This is a genomic window from Sphingomonas radiodurans, assembly GCF_020866845.1.
In the GTDB taxonomy this organism is placed as follows: domain Bacteria; phylum Pseudomonadota; class Alphaproteobacteria; order Sphingomonadales; family Sphingomonadaceae; genus Sphingomonas; species Sphingomonas radiodurans.
On the sequence record NZ_CP086594.1, the window covers coordinates 688954 to 703614 of the forward strand.

General features: G+C 65.1%; 19 protein-coding genes. 11 read left to right on the forward strand and 8 right to left on the reverse strand.

Features of this window, described 5'->3' with window-relative positions; genetic code table 11:
* The first annotated feature begins 53 nt into the window (after positions 1-53).
* The 6 genes from LLW23_RS03360 to LLW23_RS03385 all read left to right on the forward strand — a co-directional run bounded on the left by LLW23_RS03360 (position 54) and on the right by LLW23_RS03385 (position 5279).
* The gene (locus LLW23_RS03360) at positions 54-845 is read left to right on the forward strand and encodes a TPM domain-containing protein (protein ID WP_228948446.1); all 792 of its coding nucleotides are present in this window, start codon (positions 54-56) and stop codon (positions 843-845) included.
* Entirely contained in the window at positions 845-1516 is a 672-nt protein-coding gene (locus LLW23_RS03365; RefSeq protein WP_228947374.1) for a TPM domain-containing protein, read from the forward strand. The genes LLW23_RS03360 and LLW23_RS03365 overlap by 1 nt, the downstream gene beginning before the upstream one ends.
* Positions 1513-2043: an NUDIX hydrolase gene (locus LLW23_RS03370; RefSeq protein ID WP_228947375.1), complete on the forward strand. Its 531-nt coding sequence runs from the start codon at positions 1513-1515 to the stop codon at positions 2041-2043. Before LLW23_RS03365 ends, LLW23_RS03370 begins: the two co-directional genes overlap by 4 nt.
* A 46-nt stretch (positions 2044-2089) precedes the next feature.
* A complete protein-coding gene (locus tag LLW23_RS03375) occupies positions 2090-3433 on the forward strand; it encodes a PQQ-dependent sugar dehydrogenase (RefSeq protein ID WP_228947376.1) in 1344 nt (447 codons plus the stop codon).
* 88 nt (positions 3434-3521) lie between these two features.
* Entirely contained in the window at positions 3522-4820 is a 1299-nt protein-coding gene (locus tag LLW23_RS03380; protein ID WP_228947377.1) for an alkaline phosphatase family protein, read from the forward strand.
* A gap of 9 nt (positions 4821-4829) precedes the next feature.
* A complete protein-coding gene (locus LLW23_RS03385) occupies positions 4830-5279 on the forward strand; it encodes a MaoC family dehydratase (RefSeq protein ID WP_228947378.1) in 450 nt (149 codons plus the stop codon).
* Positions 5280-5309: 30 nt separating this feature from the next.
* Here the strand turns inward: LLW23_RS03385 and LLW23_RS03390 are convergent, their stop codons facing one another.
* The 5 genes from LLW23_RS03390 to petA all read right to left on the reverse strand — a co-directional run bounded on the left by LLW23_RS03390 (position 5310) and on the right by petA (position 9388).
* Complete coding sequence (locus LLW23_RS03390) at positions 5310-5918, reverse strand: peptidase (protein WP_228947379.1); 609 nt, start codon at positions 5916-5918, stop codon at positions 5310-5312.
* 79 nt (positions 5919-5997) lie between these two features.
* Positions 5998-6585: an adenine phosphoribosyltransferase gene (locus LLW23_RS03395; RefSeq protein WP_228948447.1), complete on the reverse strand. Its 588-nt coding sequence runs from the start codon at positions 6583-6585 to the stop codon at positions 5998-6000.
* 55 nt (positions 6586-6640) lie between these two features.
* Positions 6641-7483, reverse strand: a complete 843-nt coding sequence (locus LLW23_RS03400; protein ID WP_228947380.1) for a cytochrome c1 — start codon at positions 7481-7483, stop codon at positions 6641-6643.
* A 25-nt stretch (positions 7484-7508) separates the two neighbouring features.
* Positions 7509-8792, reverse strand: coding sequence for a cytochrome b (locus tag LLW23_RS03405; protein WP_228947381.1), 1284 nt, complete (start codon positions 8790-8792; stop codon positions 7509-7511).
* A gap of 11 nt (positions 8793-8803) precedes the next feature.
* On the reverse strand, positions 8804-9388 hold the full coding sequence (gene petA, locus LLW23_RS03410; protein WP_228947382.1) for a ubiquinol-cytochrome c reductase iron-sulfur subunit: 585 nt from the start codon (positions 9386-9388) through the stop codon (positions 8804-8806).
* A 169-nt stretch (positions 9389-9557) separates the two neighbouring features.
* On the opposite strand from petA, the gene LLW23_RS03415 reads away from it, so the two are divergent.
* Positions 9558-9995 carry a tRNA (cytidine(34)-2'-O)-methyltransferase gene (locus LLW23_RS03415; RefSeq protein WP_228947383.1) on the forward strand — a complete coding sequence of 146 codons (438 nt, stop codon included), beginning with the start codon at positions 9558-9560 and terminating at the stop codon, positions 9993-9995.
* A 103-nt stretch (positions 9996-10098) separates the two neighbouring features.
* On the forward strand, positions 10099-10692 hold the full coding sequence (locus tag LLW23_RS03420) for a GNAT family N-acetyltransferase (protein WP_228947384.1): 594 nt from the start codon (positions 10099-10101) through the stop codon (positions 10690-10692).
* Here the strand turns inward: LLW23_RS03420 and LLW23_RS03425 are convergent.
* Complete coding sequence (locus LLW23_RS03425) at positions 10662-11408, reverse strand: hypothetical protein (protein ID WP_228947385.1); 747 nt, start codon at positions 11406-11408, stop codon at positions 10662-10664. The two genes, LLW23_RS03420 and LLW23_RS03425, sit on opposite strands and share 31 nt — an antisense overlap.
* A complete protein-coding gene (locus tag LLW23_RS03430) occupies positions 11405-12217 on the reverse strand; it encodes a hypothetical protein (protein WP_228947386.1) in 813 nt (270 codons plus the stop codon). The genes LLW23_RS03425 and LLW23_RS03430 overlap by 4 nt, the downstream gene beginning before the upstream one ends.
* Before the next feature lie 89 nt (positions 12218-12306).
* Here LLW23_RS03430 and lipB point away from each other — a divergent pair, with 89 nt between their 5' ends.
* The 3 genes from lipB to LLW23_RS03445 all read left to right on the forward strand — a co-directional run bounded on the left by lipB (position 12307) and on the right by LLW23_RS03445 (position 14225).
* On the forward strand, positions 12307-12972 hold the full coding sequence (gene lipB, locus LLW23_RS03435; protein ID WP_228947387.1) for a lipoyl(octanoyl) transferase LipB: 666 nt from the start codon (positions 12307-12309) through the stop codon (positions 12970-12972).
* Between the two features lie 88 nt (positions 12973-13060).
* Positions 13061-13318, forward strand: coding sequence for a hypothetical protein (locus LLW23_RS03440; RefSeq protein ID WP_228947388.1), 258 nt, complete (start codon positions 13061-13063; stop codon positions 13316-13318).
* A gap of 289 nt (positions 13319-13607) precedes the next feature.
* Positions 13608-14225: a hypothetical protein gene (locus LLW23_RS03445; protein WP_228947389.1), complete on the forward strand. Its 618-nt coding sequence runs from the start codon at positions 13608-13610 to the stop codon at positions 14223-14225.
* A gap of 69 nt (positions 14226-14294) precedes the next feature.
* Here LLW23_RS03445 and LLW23_RS03450 read toward each other — a convergent pair whose 3' ends face one another.
* Positions 14295-14582, reverse strand: a complete 288-nt coding sequence (locus tag LLW23_RS03450) for a hypothetical protein (protein ID WP_228947390.1) — start codon at positions 14580-14582, stop codon at positions 14295-14297.
* Positions 14583-14661: the final 79 nt, after the last annotated feature.

A 14661-nucleotide genomic window follows, 5' to 3' on the forward strand; every position in this document is an offset into this window, starting at 1 on the left:
ACGGCTGGTGGGTTTGGCTCCTCGCCACGCTGGCGGTGGCGCTGTGCGTCGCCATGCCCGCGACGGCGCAGACCTTCCCCAAGTTCACGGGCTTGGTGGTCGACGCTGCCGACATTCTGCCGCCGCAAGTCGAGGCCGATCTCACGCAGAAGCTCGACGCTCTGCAGCGCGACACCAAACGCCAAGTCGTCGTCGCCACCGTGCCCAGCCTCGAAGGCTATCCGATCGAGGAATATGGCTACAAGCTTGGACGCGCCTTGGGCGTCGGGCTGAAGGATGTCGACAATGGCGCAATCCTGCTCGTCGCGCCGACCGACCGGAAGGTGCGCATCGAGGTCGGCCGGGGGCTCGAACCCTTCCTCACCGACGCCTTCTCCAGCGTCACGATCAATCAGGCGGTTCTGCCGCGCTTCAAGGCCGGCGACATGCCCGGCGGGGTCGTCGCCGGGACCGATGAGATCATCGCGCAACTCCGCTCCTCGCCCGAAGAAGCGCAAGCGAGGCTCGACGCGGCGGTAAAGGATTTCGACGCGAGCCGCGCCCCGCAGCGCTCCGGCAGTGGCGGCGTGCCTATCGGCCTCATCTTCTGGGGCATGGTAGCGCTGTTCGTGTTCCTCTCGGTCGCGCGCAGTCGTGGCGGCGGAGGCCGGCGTTACCGTGGCGACGGTGGCGGCAGTGCACTACCCATCGTGCTCTGGTCGATCGCGAACGAGATCGGCCGCAGCAGTGGCGGTGGCGGCGGTTGGGGCGGTGGATCGTCCGGCGGCGGCGGCTGGGGCGGCGGCGGGTTCAGTGGCGGCGGCGGTGGCGATTTCGGGGGCGGTGGCGCCTCGGGGGATTGGTGATGCGGCTGACCGCGCAGGATCACGCCACGGTCACCGCCGCCGTTGGCGCGGCCGAGGCCGCCACCGACGGCGAGATCGTGACGATCGTCGCGCGCTCGTCCGATGCGTACCACGACGTCGGGCTGCATTATGCCGTGCTCGCGATGCTGCTCGTCCTCGCCTTGCTAGCGGCGTTCCCAGGCGTGCTCGACGCGATCCATGCGCTCTTCGCCGATCCCTGGACCGAATCAATCACGACCAGCGCCGCGCTGACGATCGCGACCTTCCTCGCGGCCGTCACCTTCCTCGCAGTCCGCTATCTGCTCGCGATCCGGCCGCTGCGCATGGCGTTAACGCCGCGCGCAACCAAGGCGCGCCGCGTCCGCGCTCGCGCGCTGGCGCTCTTCCGCGCCGCCGCCGAGCAGCGCACTAGGGCCGCGACCGGCGTATTGCTGTACCTCAGCCTCGACGAACATCGCGCCGAACTGATCGCCGACGCCGCGATCCACGGCCGCGTCCCCGATGACATTTGGGGCCATGCCATGGAGGCACTGATCGTCGCGGTAAAGGATGGCCGCCCCGGCGATGGCATGGCAGCAGCGGTGGCCGAGATCGGCGTCGTGCTTGCCGAACATTTCCCACGCAGCGCCGGCAACCCCAACGAGCTGCCCGACAGGTTGATCGAGCTATGACCGACGCGCCCACCGATGCGACCGAGACGATGTGGGAAGGCCGCTTCATTCGGATGATGCGACAGGGGAAATGGGAATATGCTTCGCGCAGCCGCGGGATCGAGGCGGCGGTAATCGTCGCGATCACCGATGCCAACGAGATCGTGCTGGTCGAGCAATATCGCGTGCCGCTCGGCCGCGCCTGCCTCGAACTCCCCGCCGGCCTGATCGGCGACGTCAACGCTGGCGAGCCGATGGCTGAAGCGGCCAATCGCGAGCTTGAGGAAGAAACCGGCTACCGCGCCGGCCGCATCGAGCCGCTGGGCTTCTTCCACTCCTCGCCTGGCATGGTCAGCGAAGGCTTCACGCTGGTCCGCGCGCACGATCTGGTGAAGGTCAGCGAAGGCGGCGGCGATTCGGACGAAGACATTGTCGTCCACACCGTCCCGCGCGCCGAGATCGCCGCCTTCGTCGCGCGCAAACGTGCCGAGGGCCTCGCGATCGACGTCAAGCTACTGCTGCTGTTGGCGGATACGCTGATCGGCTGACGCGCGGGGCCTTCCCCCATACCCCTGCCCCGCCTATCTCCCGCTTATGCGCAAACATATCCTGATCGTTCTCGGCCTGCTGGTTCTCGCCGGTGTCGGTGTCTTCGTGTGGCTTGGCTGGCCCGACAAGGCGATGGTCGATTTCGCGCAGGTGACTGGCCAGCGCCCCCAGATCAGCAACCCGCGCCGTCAGATCATCCCGACCGTCAAGGTCGCCAAGGCGGTCGGCTGGCCGCAGGGCGGGATGCCGACAGCCGCGCAGGGGCTCACCGTGACGCGCTATGCCGACGGCTTCGATCACCCGCGCTGGATGTATCGCCTGCCCAACGGCGACGTGCTGGTTGCGGAGACGAATTCGCCGCCGCGTGAGGGCGGTGGGATCACCGGCTTTGTAATGAAAACGCTGATGGGCCGCGGCGGCGCCGGCGTGCCTTCGGCCAATCGCATCACGCTGGTGCGTGATGCGAACGGCGATGGCCGGGTCGACGAGAAGCACGTGTTCATGACCGGGCTCAACTCGCCGTTCGGCATGGCGCTGTTCCAGGGCCAGCTCTACATCGCCAACACCGATGCGTTGGTGCGCGTTCCCTATGTCGAGGGCGCGACGAGCATAACCGCCAAGCCCGAACTCGTCATCAAATACCCCGGTGGCGCGAACCATTGGGCGCGCAACGTGATCCCGGCGGAGGACGGCAGAACGCTGTACCTGTCGATCGGCTCGGCCTCGAACATCGCCGAGGGCGGCCTCGACAAGGAACGGCTGCGCGCGACGATCCTGCAGGTCTGGCCGAAGGAGAAGACTTACCGCATCTATGCCGCGGGCGTGCGCAACGCGAACGGCATGGCACTCAATCCGCAGACCAACCAACTGTGGACCGTCGTCAATGAACGCGACATGCTCGGGTCGGATATCGTCCCCGATTATCTCACCGCGATTGAGCTCGGCGATAACTTCGGCTGGCCTTGGTATTATTGGGGTGGCTATCCCGACAAGCGCGTCGAGCCGGCCAACCCCGCCCTCCAGCAATATTCGAAACGCCCCGATTACGCGCTCGGCCCGCACGTCGCCGCGCTCGGCCTCACCTTCGCCGCAGATGCGAAGCTGGGCCGGCGCTTCGCCACCGGCGCCTTCATCGGCGAGCATGGCTCGTGGAACCGAGTCCCGGTGTCGGGCTACAAGGTCGTCTTCGTGCCGTTCAACGCGCAGGGTTGGCCGGCAAAGGGCGCCAAGCCGGTTGACGTGCTCACCGGCTTCCTCAACGCCGATGGCGAGGCACTCGGGCGCCCGGTCGGCGTGATCACCGACAAGGCTGGCGGGCTGCTAGTCGCGGATGATGTCGGCAACGTGATCTGGCGCGTCGCGGCGGCAGGGCAAGTCGCCGCGCGCTGATTACGTTTCCCCTCCCGAGAGGGAGGGGAGCGGAAATGTGACAAGCACGCGCAAGACAGGCCGGGTTTCCCCCGCTACCGGAGCGGACATGTTCCGACTCCTCCCGCCGCTCGCCATACTCGCCGCTGTCGCCGGATGCGCTTACCCAGGCACGCCGCCCGCGCTTCCCCCCGCCAATGCCCCGGCGCCGCTCGCATCGCCAGTCGCTTCGGCGGCAAAAGTACCCGTCACGATCATGGTCTCGATCGACGGCTTCCACCCCGACTACCTCGATCGTGGCATCACACCCAATCTCTCACGGCTCGCCGCTGAGGGCGTCACTGGCCCGATGCTGCCGAGCTTCCCGACCAAGACGTATCCCAACCACTGGACGCTCGTGACTGGCCTGCGCCCCGATCGCCACGACATCACCGCCAATACGATCGAGGATCCCGCCCGCCCGGGCGAAATCTTCACGATGGCGACTGACGATCCTGCGTGGTGGAACGCAGCGGCCCCGGTGTGGGTGACGGCGGAGAAGGCCGGCATCCGGACCGCTTCGATGTTCTGGCCCGGCTCGGTCGTCGGCTGGGGCGGCGTTCGCAGCAGCGATTGGCCCTATACCGTCATCGGCGGCACGCGCCCCACCGACTGGCAGGCCTATACGCAGCAGATGCCTGACACGAACCGCGTCCGCGTCGTGCTCGATTGGATGCGCCGCCCCGCCGCTACCCGCCCGCGTCTGGTGCTGACCTATTTCGACATCGTCGACACCTACGGCCATCAATACGGCCCCGTCTCTCCGCAGGTGAACACCGCGATCGCCGACGTCGATCGCGCGATTGGCGAACTCGTCGCTGGCCTTGCCGCGCAGGCCCAGCCAGCGAACCTCATCATCGTCTCAGACCATGGCATGGCGGCAACGTCGAGCGACCGAGTGATCGCGCTCGACCAGCTCATGCCGGCAACCGACGCGCGCATCGTCGAGGCTGGTCCTTATGCGACCTTTGCGCCGTTGCCCGGTCGCGATGCCGCCGTCGCCGCTACGCTGCTCAAGCCGCACCCGCACCTCACCTGCTGGCGTAAGTCGGAGATCCCGGCGCGCTTCCACTATGGCCGCAGCCCGCGCGTACCGCCATTCCTGTGCCTGGCAAAAGATGGCTGGGTAACCGCCAAGACCTCCCCGACGAAGCCCTTCTCCCGCGGCGAGCACGGCTATGACAATGCCGCTCCCGAAATGCGCGCGCTGTTCATCGCGAGCGGCCCTGCCTTCGCATCGGGACGCCGAGTCGAACAATTCGACAATGTGTCAGTCGCGCCGCTATTGCGGACGTTGCTCGACCTGCCGGCAGATCCGACCCTAGACGGAACGGATTCGCCCTTCCGGTCGGTGATGAAAAGACCGTAGGAGGGGACAATGCAATATTTCGAGGACATCGCCGTTGGCACGGTGTCGCGCTTCGGCAGCTATCAGGTGACGCGCGAAGAAGTGATGGAGTTCGCCGGACGCTACGATCCGCAGCCCTTCCACCTTTCCGACGAAGCCGCAGCGCAAACCCATTTCGGGCGGCTCTCGGCCAGCGGCTGGCACACATGTGCGATGGTGATGTCGATGATCGTCGCCAATTTGAAGGTCAATCGCCAAGCCGGGCTGGGTTCGCCAGGTGTCGACGAGCTTCGCTGGCTTAAGCCGGTCTATCCCGGTGATACGCTGCGCTGTGAGACCGAGGTTATCGAGAAGCGTCAGTCGCAATCGCGGCCCGAGATGGGCATCTTCAAGAGCCGCATGACCGTCTACAACCAGGATGATGTGGCTGTGATGTCGATGATCTCGAACGGCCTCGTTTCAACGCGGCCGCAAGAATAAGCCGGCGGCCGAAGCCGCCGGCCAAGTAGTTCACCGCGGGTTGCGCGGCGTGCGTCGGAACGAGCGCGATGGGCGCGGTGTACGGATCCCGTCGGCGCGATTTTCGCGGCGGTAATCGCGATAGTCGCGCCGTACGTCGGTGCGGAACTCACGCCGCGCGTCCCGACGGCCATCACGGAATTGACCTCGGTCGATAGTCCCATTCCGGAAGGCCTGGCGATTATCCCGCAAGTCGCCACGATAGTCGCGGCGCTCAGCGCGATAATTCTGACGGAAGCCGTTCCAGTTCGCCCGCGCACCCGGTTGGTTGAAACCCGGCCGGCCCTGCCAGTAGCGACGCTGTCCGTCGTTCCAACGGAACGGCCGACGATTGCGGTCGTACACGTAGACCCCGGTGCCCGGATAATAGAAGTTGTTGTACCAGCCAAACCCGTTGTTGAACCCGCCAAGGCCAGCGCCGCCAAAGCCCGGCCCGCCAAAGCCCGGCCCACCAAAGCCGCCGTCCAAATAAGGATCACCAACAAAGGCGGACCCGTAGCCGAGCGATGCACCGCCATAGCCGTAACCGTCAGTGCACGCCGCGGTGCCCATGCCGATACCGCCAATCAGCGCCACCAATCCAATCCGCTTCCAGTTCATCGTCCGTCTCCCAACATTGGAGGAGCGGCGGATACGCGCCGCAACGAGACTGGAAACGAGAACGGCTGGTCGAAGTTCCCTAATGGCCAGGGAACGAAACGAGCGCATTAACGCGGATGCCGTCGCTACGTAGCAGATCGGCACCGCCCAGGTCAGGCAGATCGACGAGGAATTGCGCCTCTTTCACCACCGCACCTGCCTTGTGGAGCAACCGCACCGCCGCGCGAGCCGTGCCGCCGGTGGCGATGAGATCGTCGATCAACAGAACTATAGCACCAGGCGCAAATGCATCGGCGTGGATTGCGATCCGATCCTGCCCATATTCGAGCGCATAGTCCTCGGCGATCGTAACGCCCGGCAGCTTGCCGTCCTTGCGGATCAGCAAAACGCCGGCCTTCAGCGGAACAGCCAAGGCGGCGGCGAACAGGAAGCCGCGCGCTTCGATCCCCGCGACCAGATCGACCGGCCCTTGCGCAGCGGCCACCATCCGTTCGATGCACGTGGCAAGCCCGTGCGGATCGAGCAGCAATGTGGTGATGTCGCGAAACTGGATCCCGGGCTTGGGAAAATCCGGAATCGTCCGGATCAGCGCCTTCAGGTCACCGTTCGCAGATGACCCCTCCCGCTGACGGGAGGGGTCGGGGGTGGGGCTGTCCTCGAGATCCATGTCGCACGACATGCCCTCCCCTAACCTCTCCCGCAAGCGGGAGGGGCACCCTCTCTCAATGCTTAATGTTGCGCCAGACGTTCTGGTAAGCGCCCCATGTCAGGAAGCAGAAGATTACCAGGAAGATCACTGCCGCAAGACCGGTGCCATGGCGCGTCTCGAGATTAGGCTCCGCCGTCCAGGTGAGGAACGCGGCGACGTCGCGCGCCATCTGCTGCTGGGTCGACTTAGTGCCGTCCTCGTACGCCACCTGCCCATCGGAGGCGAGCGGCGGCGGCATCGCGATGTTGAGGTTGGCGAAGTACGGGTTGTAGTACAGCCCGTCCGGCGTCTTCACATCCGGGAATTTCTTCAGCAACTCGGCCGGCTGCTCACGATAGCCGGTCAGCAACGACGCGACGTAATTGCCACCGTCGTGACGTGCCTTCGTCATCAGCGACAGATCCGGCGGCAGCGCATTGTTGTTCGCGGCGCGCGCGGCAACCTCGTTGGGATACGGGCTCGGGAAGCGGTCCGAAGCGACGTTCTTGCGCGTTGCCGCTTCGCCCGTCTCCGGGTTCACACTCGGCTGCTCGATCGGCCATGCCTGCGCGATCGCCTTAACCTGGCCTTCGCTGTAGCCGATCTTCTCGAGATCGCGGAACGAGACGAACTTGAGGCTGTGGCAGGCGGCGCAAACCTCCTGATACACCTTGAGCCCGCGTTGCAGCTGCTGGCGATCGAACTTTCCCGTCAGGCCAGCCGACGAAAGCTCGGCGTCCTTGGGATGCAGGTGAAACTCGTGCTCCGCAGTCTCGGGCGCGGGATCGGTGATCGCGGACGATACGGTCCCGAACAGCGAAATGCCGAGCACGAAGACGAAGAGCGCTCCGATCAGGAGTGCGATGGTACGAACCATTGTCTTAAAATTCCCCCGTATCGGCTCAGTGCGCCATCGCGGTCTTCGCGGGCGAGGTGCCATGCTTGGCGAGCACCGCTTCGGTGATCGAGTGCGGCAGCGGGCGCGGACGCTCCGAGCGCGACACGATCGGCAGGATGATCAGGAAGTGTGCGAAGTAATAAGCGGTCGCAAGCTGACCGATGATCACGTTGCGCGCACTCGCCTCCGCACCGCCGATATAACCCAGGATGAGCACATCGACGAGCAGTACGATCAGGAACATGCGGTACGTCGGCCGGTAGTTCGCCGAGCGAACCGGCGAGGAATCGAGCCACGGCAGGAAGAACAACAGCAGGATCGAACCGAACATCGCCAGCACGCCCCACAGCTTGCCCGTTAGGACGAAATCCGCGGTGAAGCTCTTGAGGATCGCGTAGAAGGGCAGGAAGTACCATTCAGGCACGATGTGCGCCGGCGTCGAGAGCGGGTTCGCCTCGATGTAATTGTCCGGATGGCCGAGCAGGTTCGGCGAGAAGAAGATCAGCGTTGCGAAGATCAGGAAGAACACCGCGACACCAACGCCGTCCTTTGCCGTGTAGTACGGATGGAACGGCACCGTATCCTGCTCGCCCTTCACGTCGACGCCGGTCGGGTTGTTCGAGCCCGGGATATGCAGCGCCCAGATGTGCAGGATGATGACACCTGCCGTCACGAACGGCAGTAGATAGTGGAGCGAGAAGAAGCGGTTCAGCGCAGCATTGTCCGGCGCGAACCCGCCGAGCAGCCAGATGCGGATCGGCTCGCCGACCAGCGGTATCGCCGAGAAGAAGCCAGTGATCACCTGCGCGCCCCAGAAGCTCATCTGCCCCCAAGGAAGCACATAGCCCATGAATGCGGTGGCCATCATCAGCAGGAAGATGACCACGCCGAGCAGCCACACCATCTCGCGCGGTGCTTTGTAGGAGCCATAATACAGCCCGCGCGAAATGTGGATGTAAACCACCAGCAGGAACATCGACGCGCCGTTGGCATGCGCATAGCGCAGGAACCAGCCAGCGTTCACGTCGCGCATGATGCTTTCGACCGAGCTGAACGCGACCGCGCCGTTCGCGGCATAATGCATCGCCAGCACAACGCCGGTGACGATCTGGCACACGAGCGCTGCGCCGGCGAGGATGCCGAAGTTCCAGAAATAGTTGAGGTTGCGCGGTACGGGATAACCCGCGCCGATCGCGTTGTAGACGAGTCGCGGCATTGGCAGCTTCTCGTCCAGCCACCGCATCAGCGGCTGCTTTGGCTCATAATGCTTGGCCCAGGGAAAGCTCATCTCTCGCTACCTCAACCAACCGTCACGACAGTGTCGGACGTGAATGTATATTCGGGAACCGCAAGGTTCGTCGGTGCCGGGCCCTGGCGGATGCGGCCAGCCGTATCATAGGCCGAGCCATGGCACGGGCAGAAGTAGCCGCCGAACGGCCCCTTGTTCTCGCCCTCGCCCGCGCCCAGCGGCACGCAGCCAAGGTGCGTGCAGACGCCCAGCGTGATCAGCCAGTTCTTCTTGCCCGCCTTGGTCCGGTCCTGCAGACTCTGCGGATCGCGCAGCGAATCCACCGGCACCGCGTCCGCCGCAGCGATCTCCTGCGGCGTCAGGTTGCGCACGAAGAGCGGCTGTTTTCGGAACGAGGATTTTATCGATTGGCCAGGCTCGATCTTGCTGATGTCGACCTCGGTCGTCGACTGCGCGAGCACGTCGGCCGAAGGGTTCATCTGGTTGATCAACGGCAGCACGATAATGCCTGCGCCCACTCCGGCCCATGCAATCGCGGCGATATTGATGAAGTCGCGCCGGCGGGGGTCGTGGCCTTCCTCTTGGTGCGGCGCCGGTGTTCCGCCCGGAGAAATCGTGCTGTCGACCGTCGCCATCCGTAAACCCTTGTCCTTCCTGCCGCGGCTGGCCGCATCGCCCGGGGTCGTGCCCGGTGTGCCCGCCTGGAATTCCCTCGCCGTAACGAAGATCAAGGTCTGATAGCCCCGCCCTCCGCGCCTGCCAACTGCCATTTTACGGATGTGGGCTTGCACGCTAATCAGCGCGATGCGCGTCGCCCTGTACGAACCCGACATCGCCGGCAACGTCGGCACGATCCTGCGCACCGCGGCGTGCTTCGGCGTCGGTGTCGATCTGATCGAACCGATGGGTTTTCCCTGGAGCGACCGTGGCTTGCGCCGTGCCGGCATGGACTATGCCGCCGCCGGCGAGGTGACACGCCATGCCGATTGGGGGGCATTCGCGGCGCAGCTCCACGGCCGGCTGATCCTCGCCACGACCCGCGGCGCGACCGACTTGTGGGACGTACGCTTCGCCGCCGACGATGTGCTGCTGTTCGGCAGCGAAAGCGCGGGCGTGCCCGACGCCGTCCACGCCCGCGCCGACATCGCCGTCCGCGTGCCGATGCGGGCAGGCTTCCGCTCGCTCAACGTGGCGGTCAGCGCCGGGATCGTGCTCGCCGAAGCGCTGCGCCAGACGCGATGATCGGCATGCCTCGACTTTCCGCTGTCGCCGTCACTAGAAGCGGCGGCATGCCAACGCTCGGTCTCGAACATGCCGCCGCTATCTTCCAGCGCCATGCAGCCACATGGGCCTGATCCAGGTCGCCGACGATCAGGTGGCGACCGTCGTCACCACGCTCGAAATGCGGCAGCGCCCCCCGCTTCGCCCCGTGCCGCCATCACCGCTGCGACTGATCCGCTGGCCGGCGCCCGATCCTGCCAAGTATCGCACGCTGTTTCGCCGCGTCGGCGGACCATGGCTCTGGTTCTCGCGGCTGGCGATGGACGATGCCACGCTCGTCCGGGCAACGCACCAGCCAAACACGCAAGTCCACGCCGTCGTCGACCAATCCGGAATCGAGGTCGGGCTGCTCGAACTGTCCCATCCGGAACGCGACTGGTGCGCGCTCGACTATTTCGGCCTTGTCCCAGAACTCGTCGGGCGCGGCCATGGGCGCTGGTTGATGGCGCTCGCGATGCAGCTGGCGTGGCGGCCGGGCGTCGCATTCGTCCGCGTCAACACCTGCTCGCTCGATCACCCCTCGGCGCTGAATTTCTACCGCGCGCAGGGCTTCGTCGCGACCAAGCGCACGGTCGAGACCTTTGCCGACCCGAGACTCGCCGGCCTATTGCCACTCGACTCCGCGCCTCACGTCCCGCTGCTGGCGAACCGGCGATAGGCGACCACGCCGAGCAGCAGCAGCCCGACATTATAGGCGGTCGCCGCAATCGCGAGCAGCGCCGCCACCAGCGCGATCAGGAACGGATTGTCGTGCCCCGGCTCGCGTAGCCAGGTGTCGAGCGGGAACAATGGGCTCACCGCCAGCCATTGCAGCAGAAACAGCGCAACTACGGCGCCAAGAATGCCCCACGCCGCCCCGCTGGTCATCCGCCAGCTCGCCCCAACCGCCCGCGCTGCCCCCTGCCCCGGCTCGGCGGCCAGCGCCGGCAACGTAGCGATCAGCCGCGCTTGCACGTACAGGCCCGGCAGTACGATGGTCCACAATCCCAGCCCGACCGGGATTGCGACCAGCAGATTGGCGAGCAGGAACCGCCCAAGCCGCCGCAGCGCGATTTGCAGCGCCTCGCCCACACTCGGCCGCTCGGGCGCGAGCAGCAGCAATGCGATCGTCACCAGCCCGACCAACGCGACCAGATCGGCCAGCAGATACCAGAAGGCGTTGGCCTGCCCCCAGGCGGTAACCGCGGTCAGCCATATCTCCATCGCGCCCTCGTCCCGTGGCGTGGCGGGCAAGGCTGGCAACGGATCGCACAGCAATTGCACTGCGAAGGCGGGGAGGAAGATCAGCGGCCCCGCGACGCGCAGGATGAGATCCGCCTCGCGCCGGAAGATGCCCCAGGCGTCCGCCAGCAGGCGTGCAAAACTAGGGCTCATGCCGCGCCACGCGCATCCCGCGCGGCGACGTAGAATTGCGCGGAATAAACCGACTGCAACACGCTGAACACCGCCGTCACCGCCGCCGTCGCCAGCGCAACCACGAAGGCGACCGCCCCCGCCGCGTCCGACCCGAAGATCAGCCGTGCGATCAGCCCGACGATCGACACGGCGGCGATCAGAACGACCAGAAACACGATCGAGTAGAGGATCAGCACCCCGATCAGCTTGAGCGTCGATCCGCGGCTGAGCGCGAACGACCGACGGATCGCGCCGAGCCGGAGCCGCTCATTCACCACCACGCCCATCAATGGCACGAGCCGCGCGGCAAGCCACAGCCCGACGACCGTGAGCACCAGGAAATACACGGTCGCCAGCCCGAACCGCCCGACGTTCAGCGCATCCTGCGACAGCCCCGCCTGCGCGCGCGAAACGTCGAAGCCGGAGGTGCCGATCAACAGGATCCCCGGCATCACCGCGGCGAAGAACACCAGTCCCATGACGATGATGATCCCCAGCATCGGCCCGATCCGCGCCCCGCCGATCGCCAGCGCGGCTTGCTGATCGACCGCCGGATCGGTCGCCACCGCGGTCAACGCCAGCGCGCCCAGGATCGCCATCGCGAACACGAACAGCCCGACGACGGTGCTCACGAACTTCATCGCCGGCGAGGTGCCGGCAGTGGCGTCGATCGCTGCTTGCACCACGGGCGGTACGAACAGCAGCAGCAGCGCGATCGCCGCGAGGATCGCGAACCGCCCGGCGATGACCTCCGTCGTCCGGTCCCAGACCTTCCCGATGCTGATCATGAACCGACCCCGTTACGCATTGCCGCGCGGCGCTTACCCGATCGGCCCGACGCTTGCCAATCGCTTCCCCGGCCCGCATCTCGGCCCGCGTGATCGACGACGATAGCATCGAATGGCGCGTGACGCCCGGCCTGACCGATTATGCGCTGGCGCTCGCCGAGATGGAGGCGCGCGCCGCCGCCGTTGCCATCGGCCAGGCGCGCGAGCTGGTGTGGCTGCTCGAACATCCGCCGGTCTACACCGCCGGCACCAGCGCCGATCCCGCCGAGCTGCTCGATCCGCGCTTTCCGGTCGTCGCGGCGGGGCGCGGCGGGCGCTACACCTATCACGGCCCCGGGCAGCGCGTCGGATACCTTGTGCTCGACCTTGGCAAACGCGGCCGCGACGTGCGCTGTTTCGTCCATGGCGTCGAAGGCTGGGTGATCGCTGCGCTTGGCGAATTGGGCATCACCGCCTTTCGCGCGCCGGGCCGGATCGGCATCTGGACAGTCGATGCGGCGGGTCGCGAGGCGAAGATCGGCGCGATCGGCGTGCGCGTCCGCCGCTGGGTGACAATGCACGGCTTCTCGGTGAACTTGTCACCGGACCTTTCGCATTTCGGTGGAATCGTGCCGTGCGGGCTGTCGGAACACCCCGTCACGAGCGCTCTGGCGCTTGGGGCCGTTCATGATCGTGAAACTTTTGATGCCGCGCTTGCGTTGTCTGGGTGTGCTTTCCTCAAAAGTCTTTCTTGTGTGCGTGAAATCGAGACTTGAGGGGGCGGCGTTCTGTGACTAATGTCCACTCTGATTTGGGTATTAAGGATCCGTCCGTCGTCCAAATCCACTATCTAGGGAGCTATCCATGCGTGCAATTTCAAAGATCCTGACGGGTTCGACCCTCGTAGCTGCCGCGCTCGCCGTTTCGGCTTGCGGCTCGAAGACCGAAACTGCCACCGACAACACCACCATCACCGACATGAACGCCACTGAGGGCATGGATACCATGACCGACAACATGACTGCCGTTGACGGTGGCATGAACGGCGGCATGATGGCGAACGACACGATGATGTCGAACGACATGATGATGACGAACGACACCGCGATGAACGCGATGTAATCATCGCGCTTTTTGCGTGATGTGAGGGCCGTCCGGGGAACCGGGCGGCCTTTTTCGTGCCTGCTGAAGAGCACGACGGTTTCTATGGCATGCGACCGTCAATCGTTACGCCGCCGCTCAACCGCCCTGCAGGTCTGATGAACGGACTTGGAGAAGCTGGTGGAAACGCATATGAATCCCGCGTGTTGCGCGTGGGGAGGTTGCGGTGGTGAGTGGGTTGCGGTTCGCGGGGGCAGGCGTCGCTGCTGTCGCATTGTTGGTTTCGATGCCAGCTTCGGCACAGTTCTTCATGAAATCCAAGGATCTTTCCGGCCAGGTCGTGCGCGGTGACGAACCCGGCGTGGCGCAGCCATTGCCCGGCGCGACTGAAAAGGAACTCACTGCCGGACTGACGTGGACGCTGCGTGCCGCACTCAATGTCGCCGCGCTGCAGTGCCAATTCGAGCCGACGCTGCTGACGGTCGACAATTACAACGCGATCCTCACCGATCACCGCGCGGAGCTGAAGGATTCATACGACACGCTGACAAAATATTTTCAGCGGATGAACAAGGCGCCCAAGGCTGGGCAGTCGGCGCTCGATCAGTTCGGCACGCGAACCTATTCCAGCTTCAACGCCGTGGCATCGCAGTATAATTTCTGTCAGATCTCCAGCGAGATCGGGCGTGGGGCGCTGTATGCGCCACGCGGTGGCTTCTCCACCATCGCGCGTGAGCGCATGCGGCAGTTGCGCAACAGCCTCGTGCCATGGGGCGAGCAGCAATTCCCGCGTTACGTACGGTCAGAATGGCGTGTGCCGCGGCTCGACAAGGTATGCTGGTCCGGCAAGGGTGAGTGGCAGACGCGCAAGTGCGGCCCACTCGATTTTCCGCCGCCGCTGGCGTCCGTCAACATGGCGCAGCGCTAAGCTCAATCCATCGACGGCAGACATGAAAAGGGCGTGGTCCGCATCACGCGACCACGCCCCTCTAAACGATTACTTCTCGCCATTGTCCTGGACGCCGACCACCGGCACTTCGACTTCGGTCTTCTTCGTGCCGACGACAACTTCCTTGCTGTCGACGTCAACGTCCGGCAACGCGCCGCCCTTGGCGCTGATGTCGACGTCCGGCAGTGCGCCTTCCTTGACATCGGCGCTCCAGAAGCCCGTCGCGAACAGAATGGCGGCAATGATGGCCGCAACCGCCAACACGATGGCAATCGTGCGTCCTGCTCCGCCGCGCTTCACCACTACGCGATCGTCCGTCGTGCGATAATCAGCCATTTTACGCTCTCCCTGTACTCGTGACATTCAGCATAGCCGAACCACGAGAACGCCGCTTTGTTCCGGAGCCGTAAGAAAA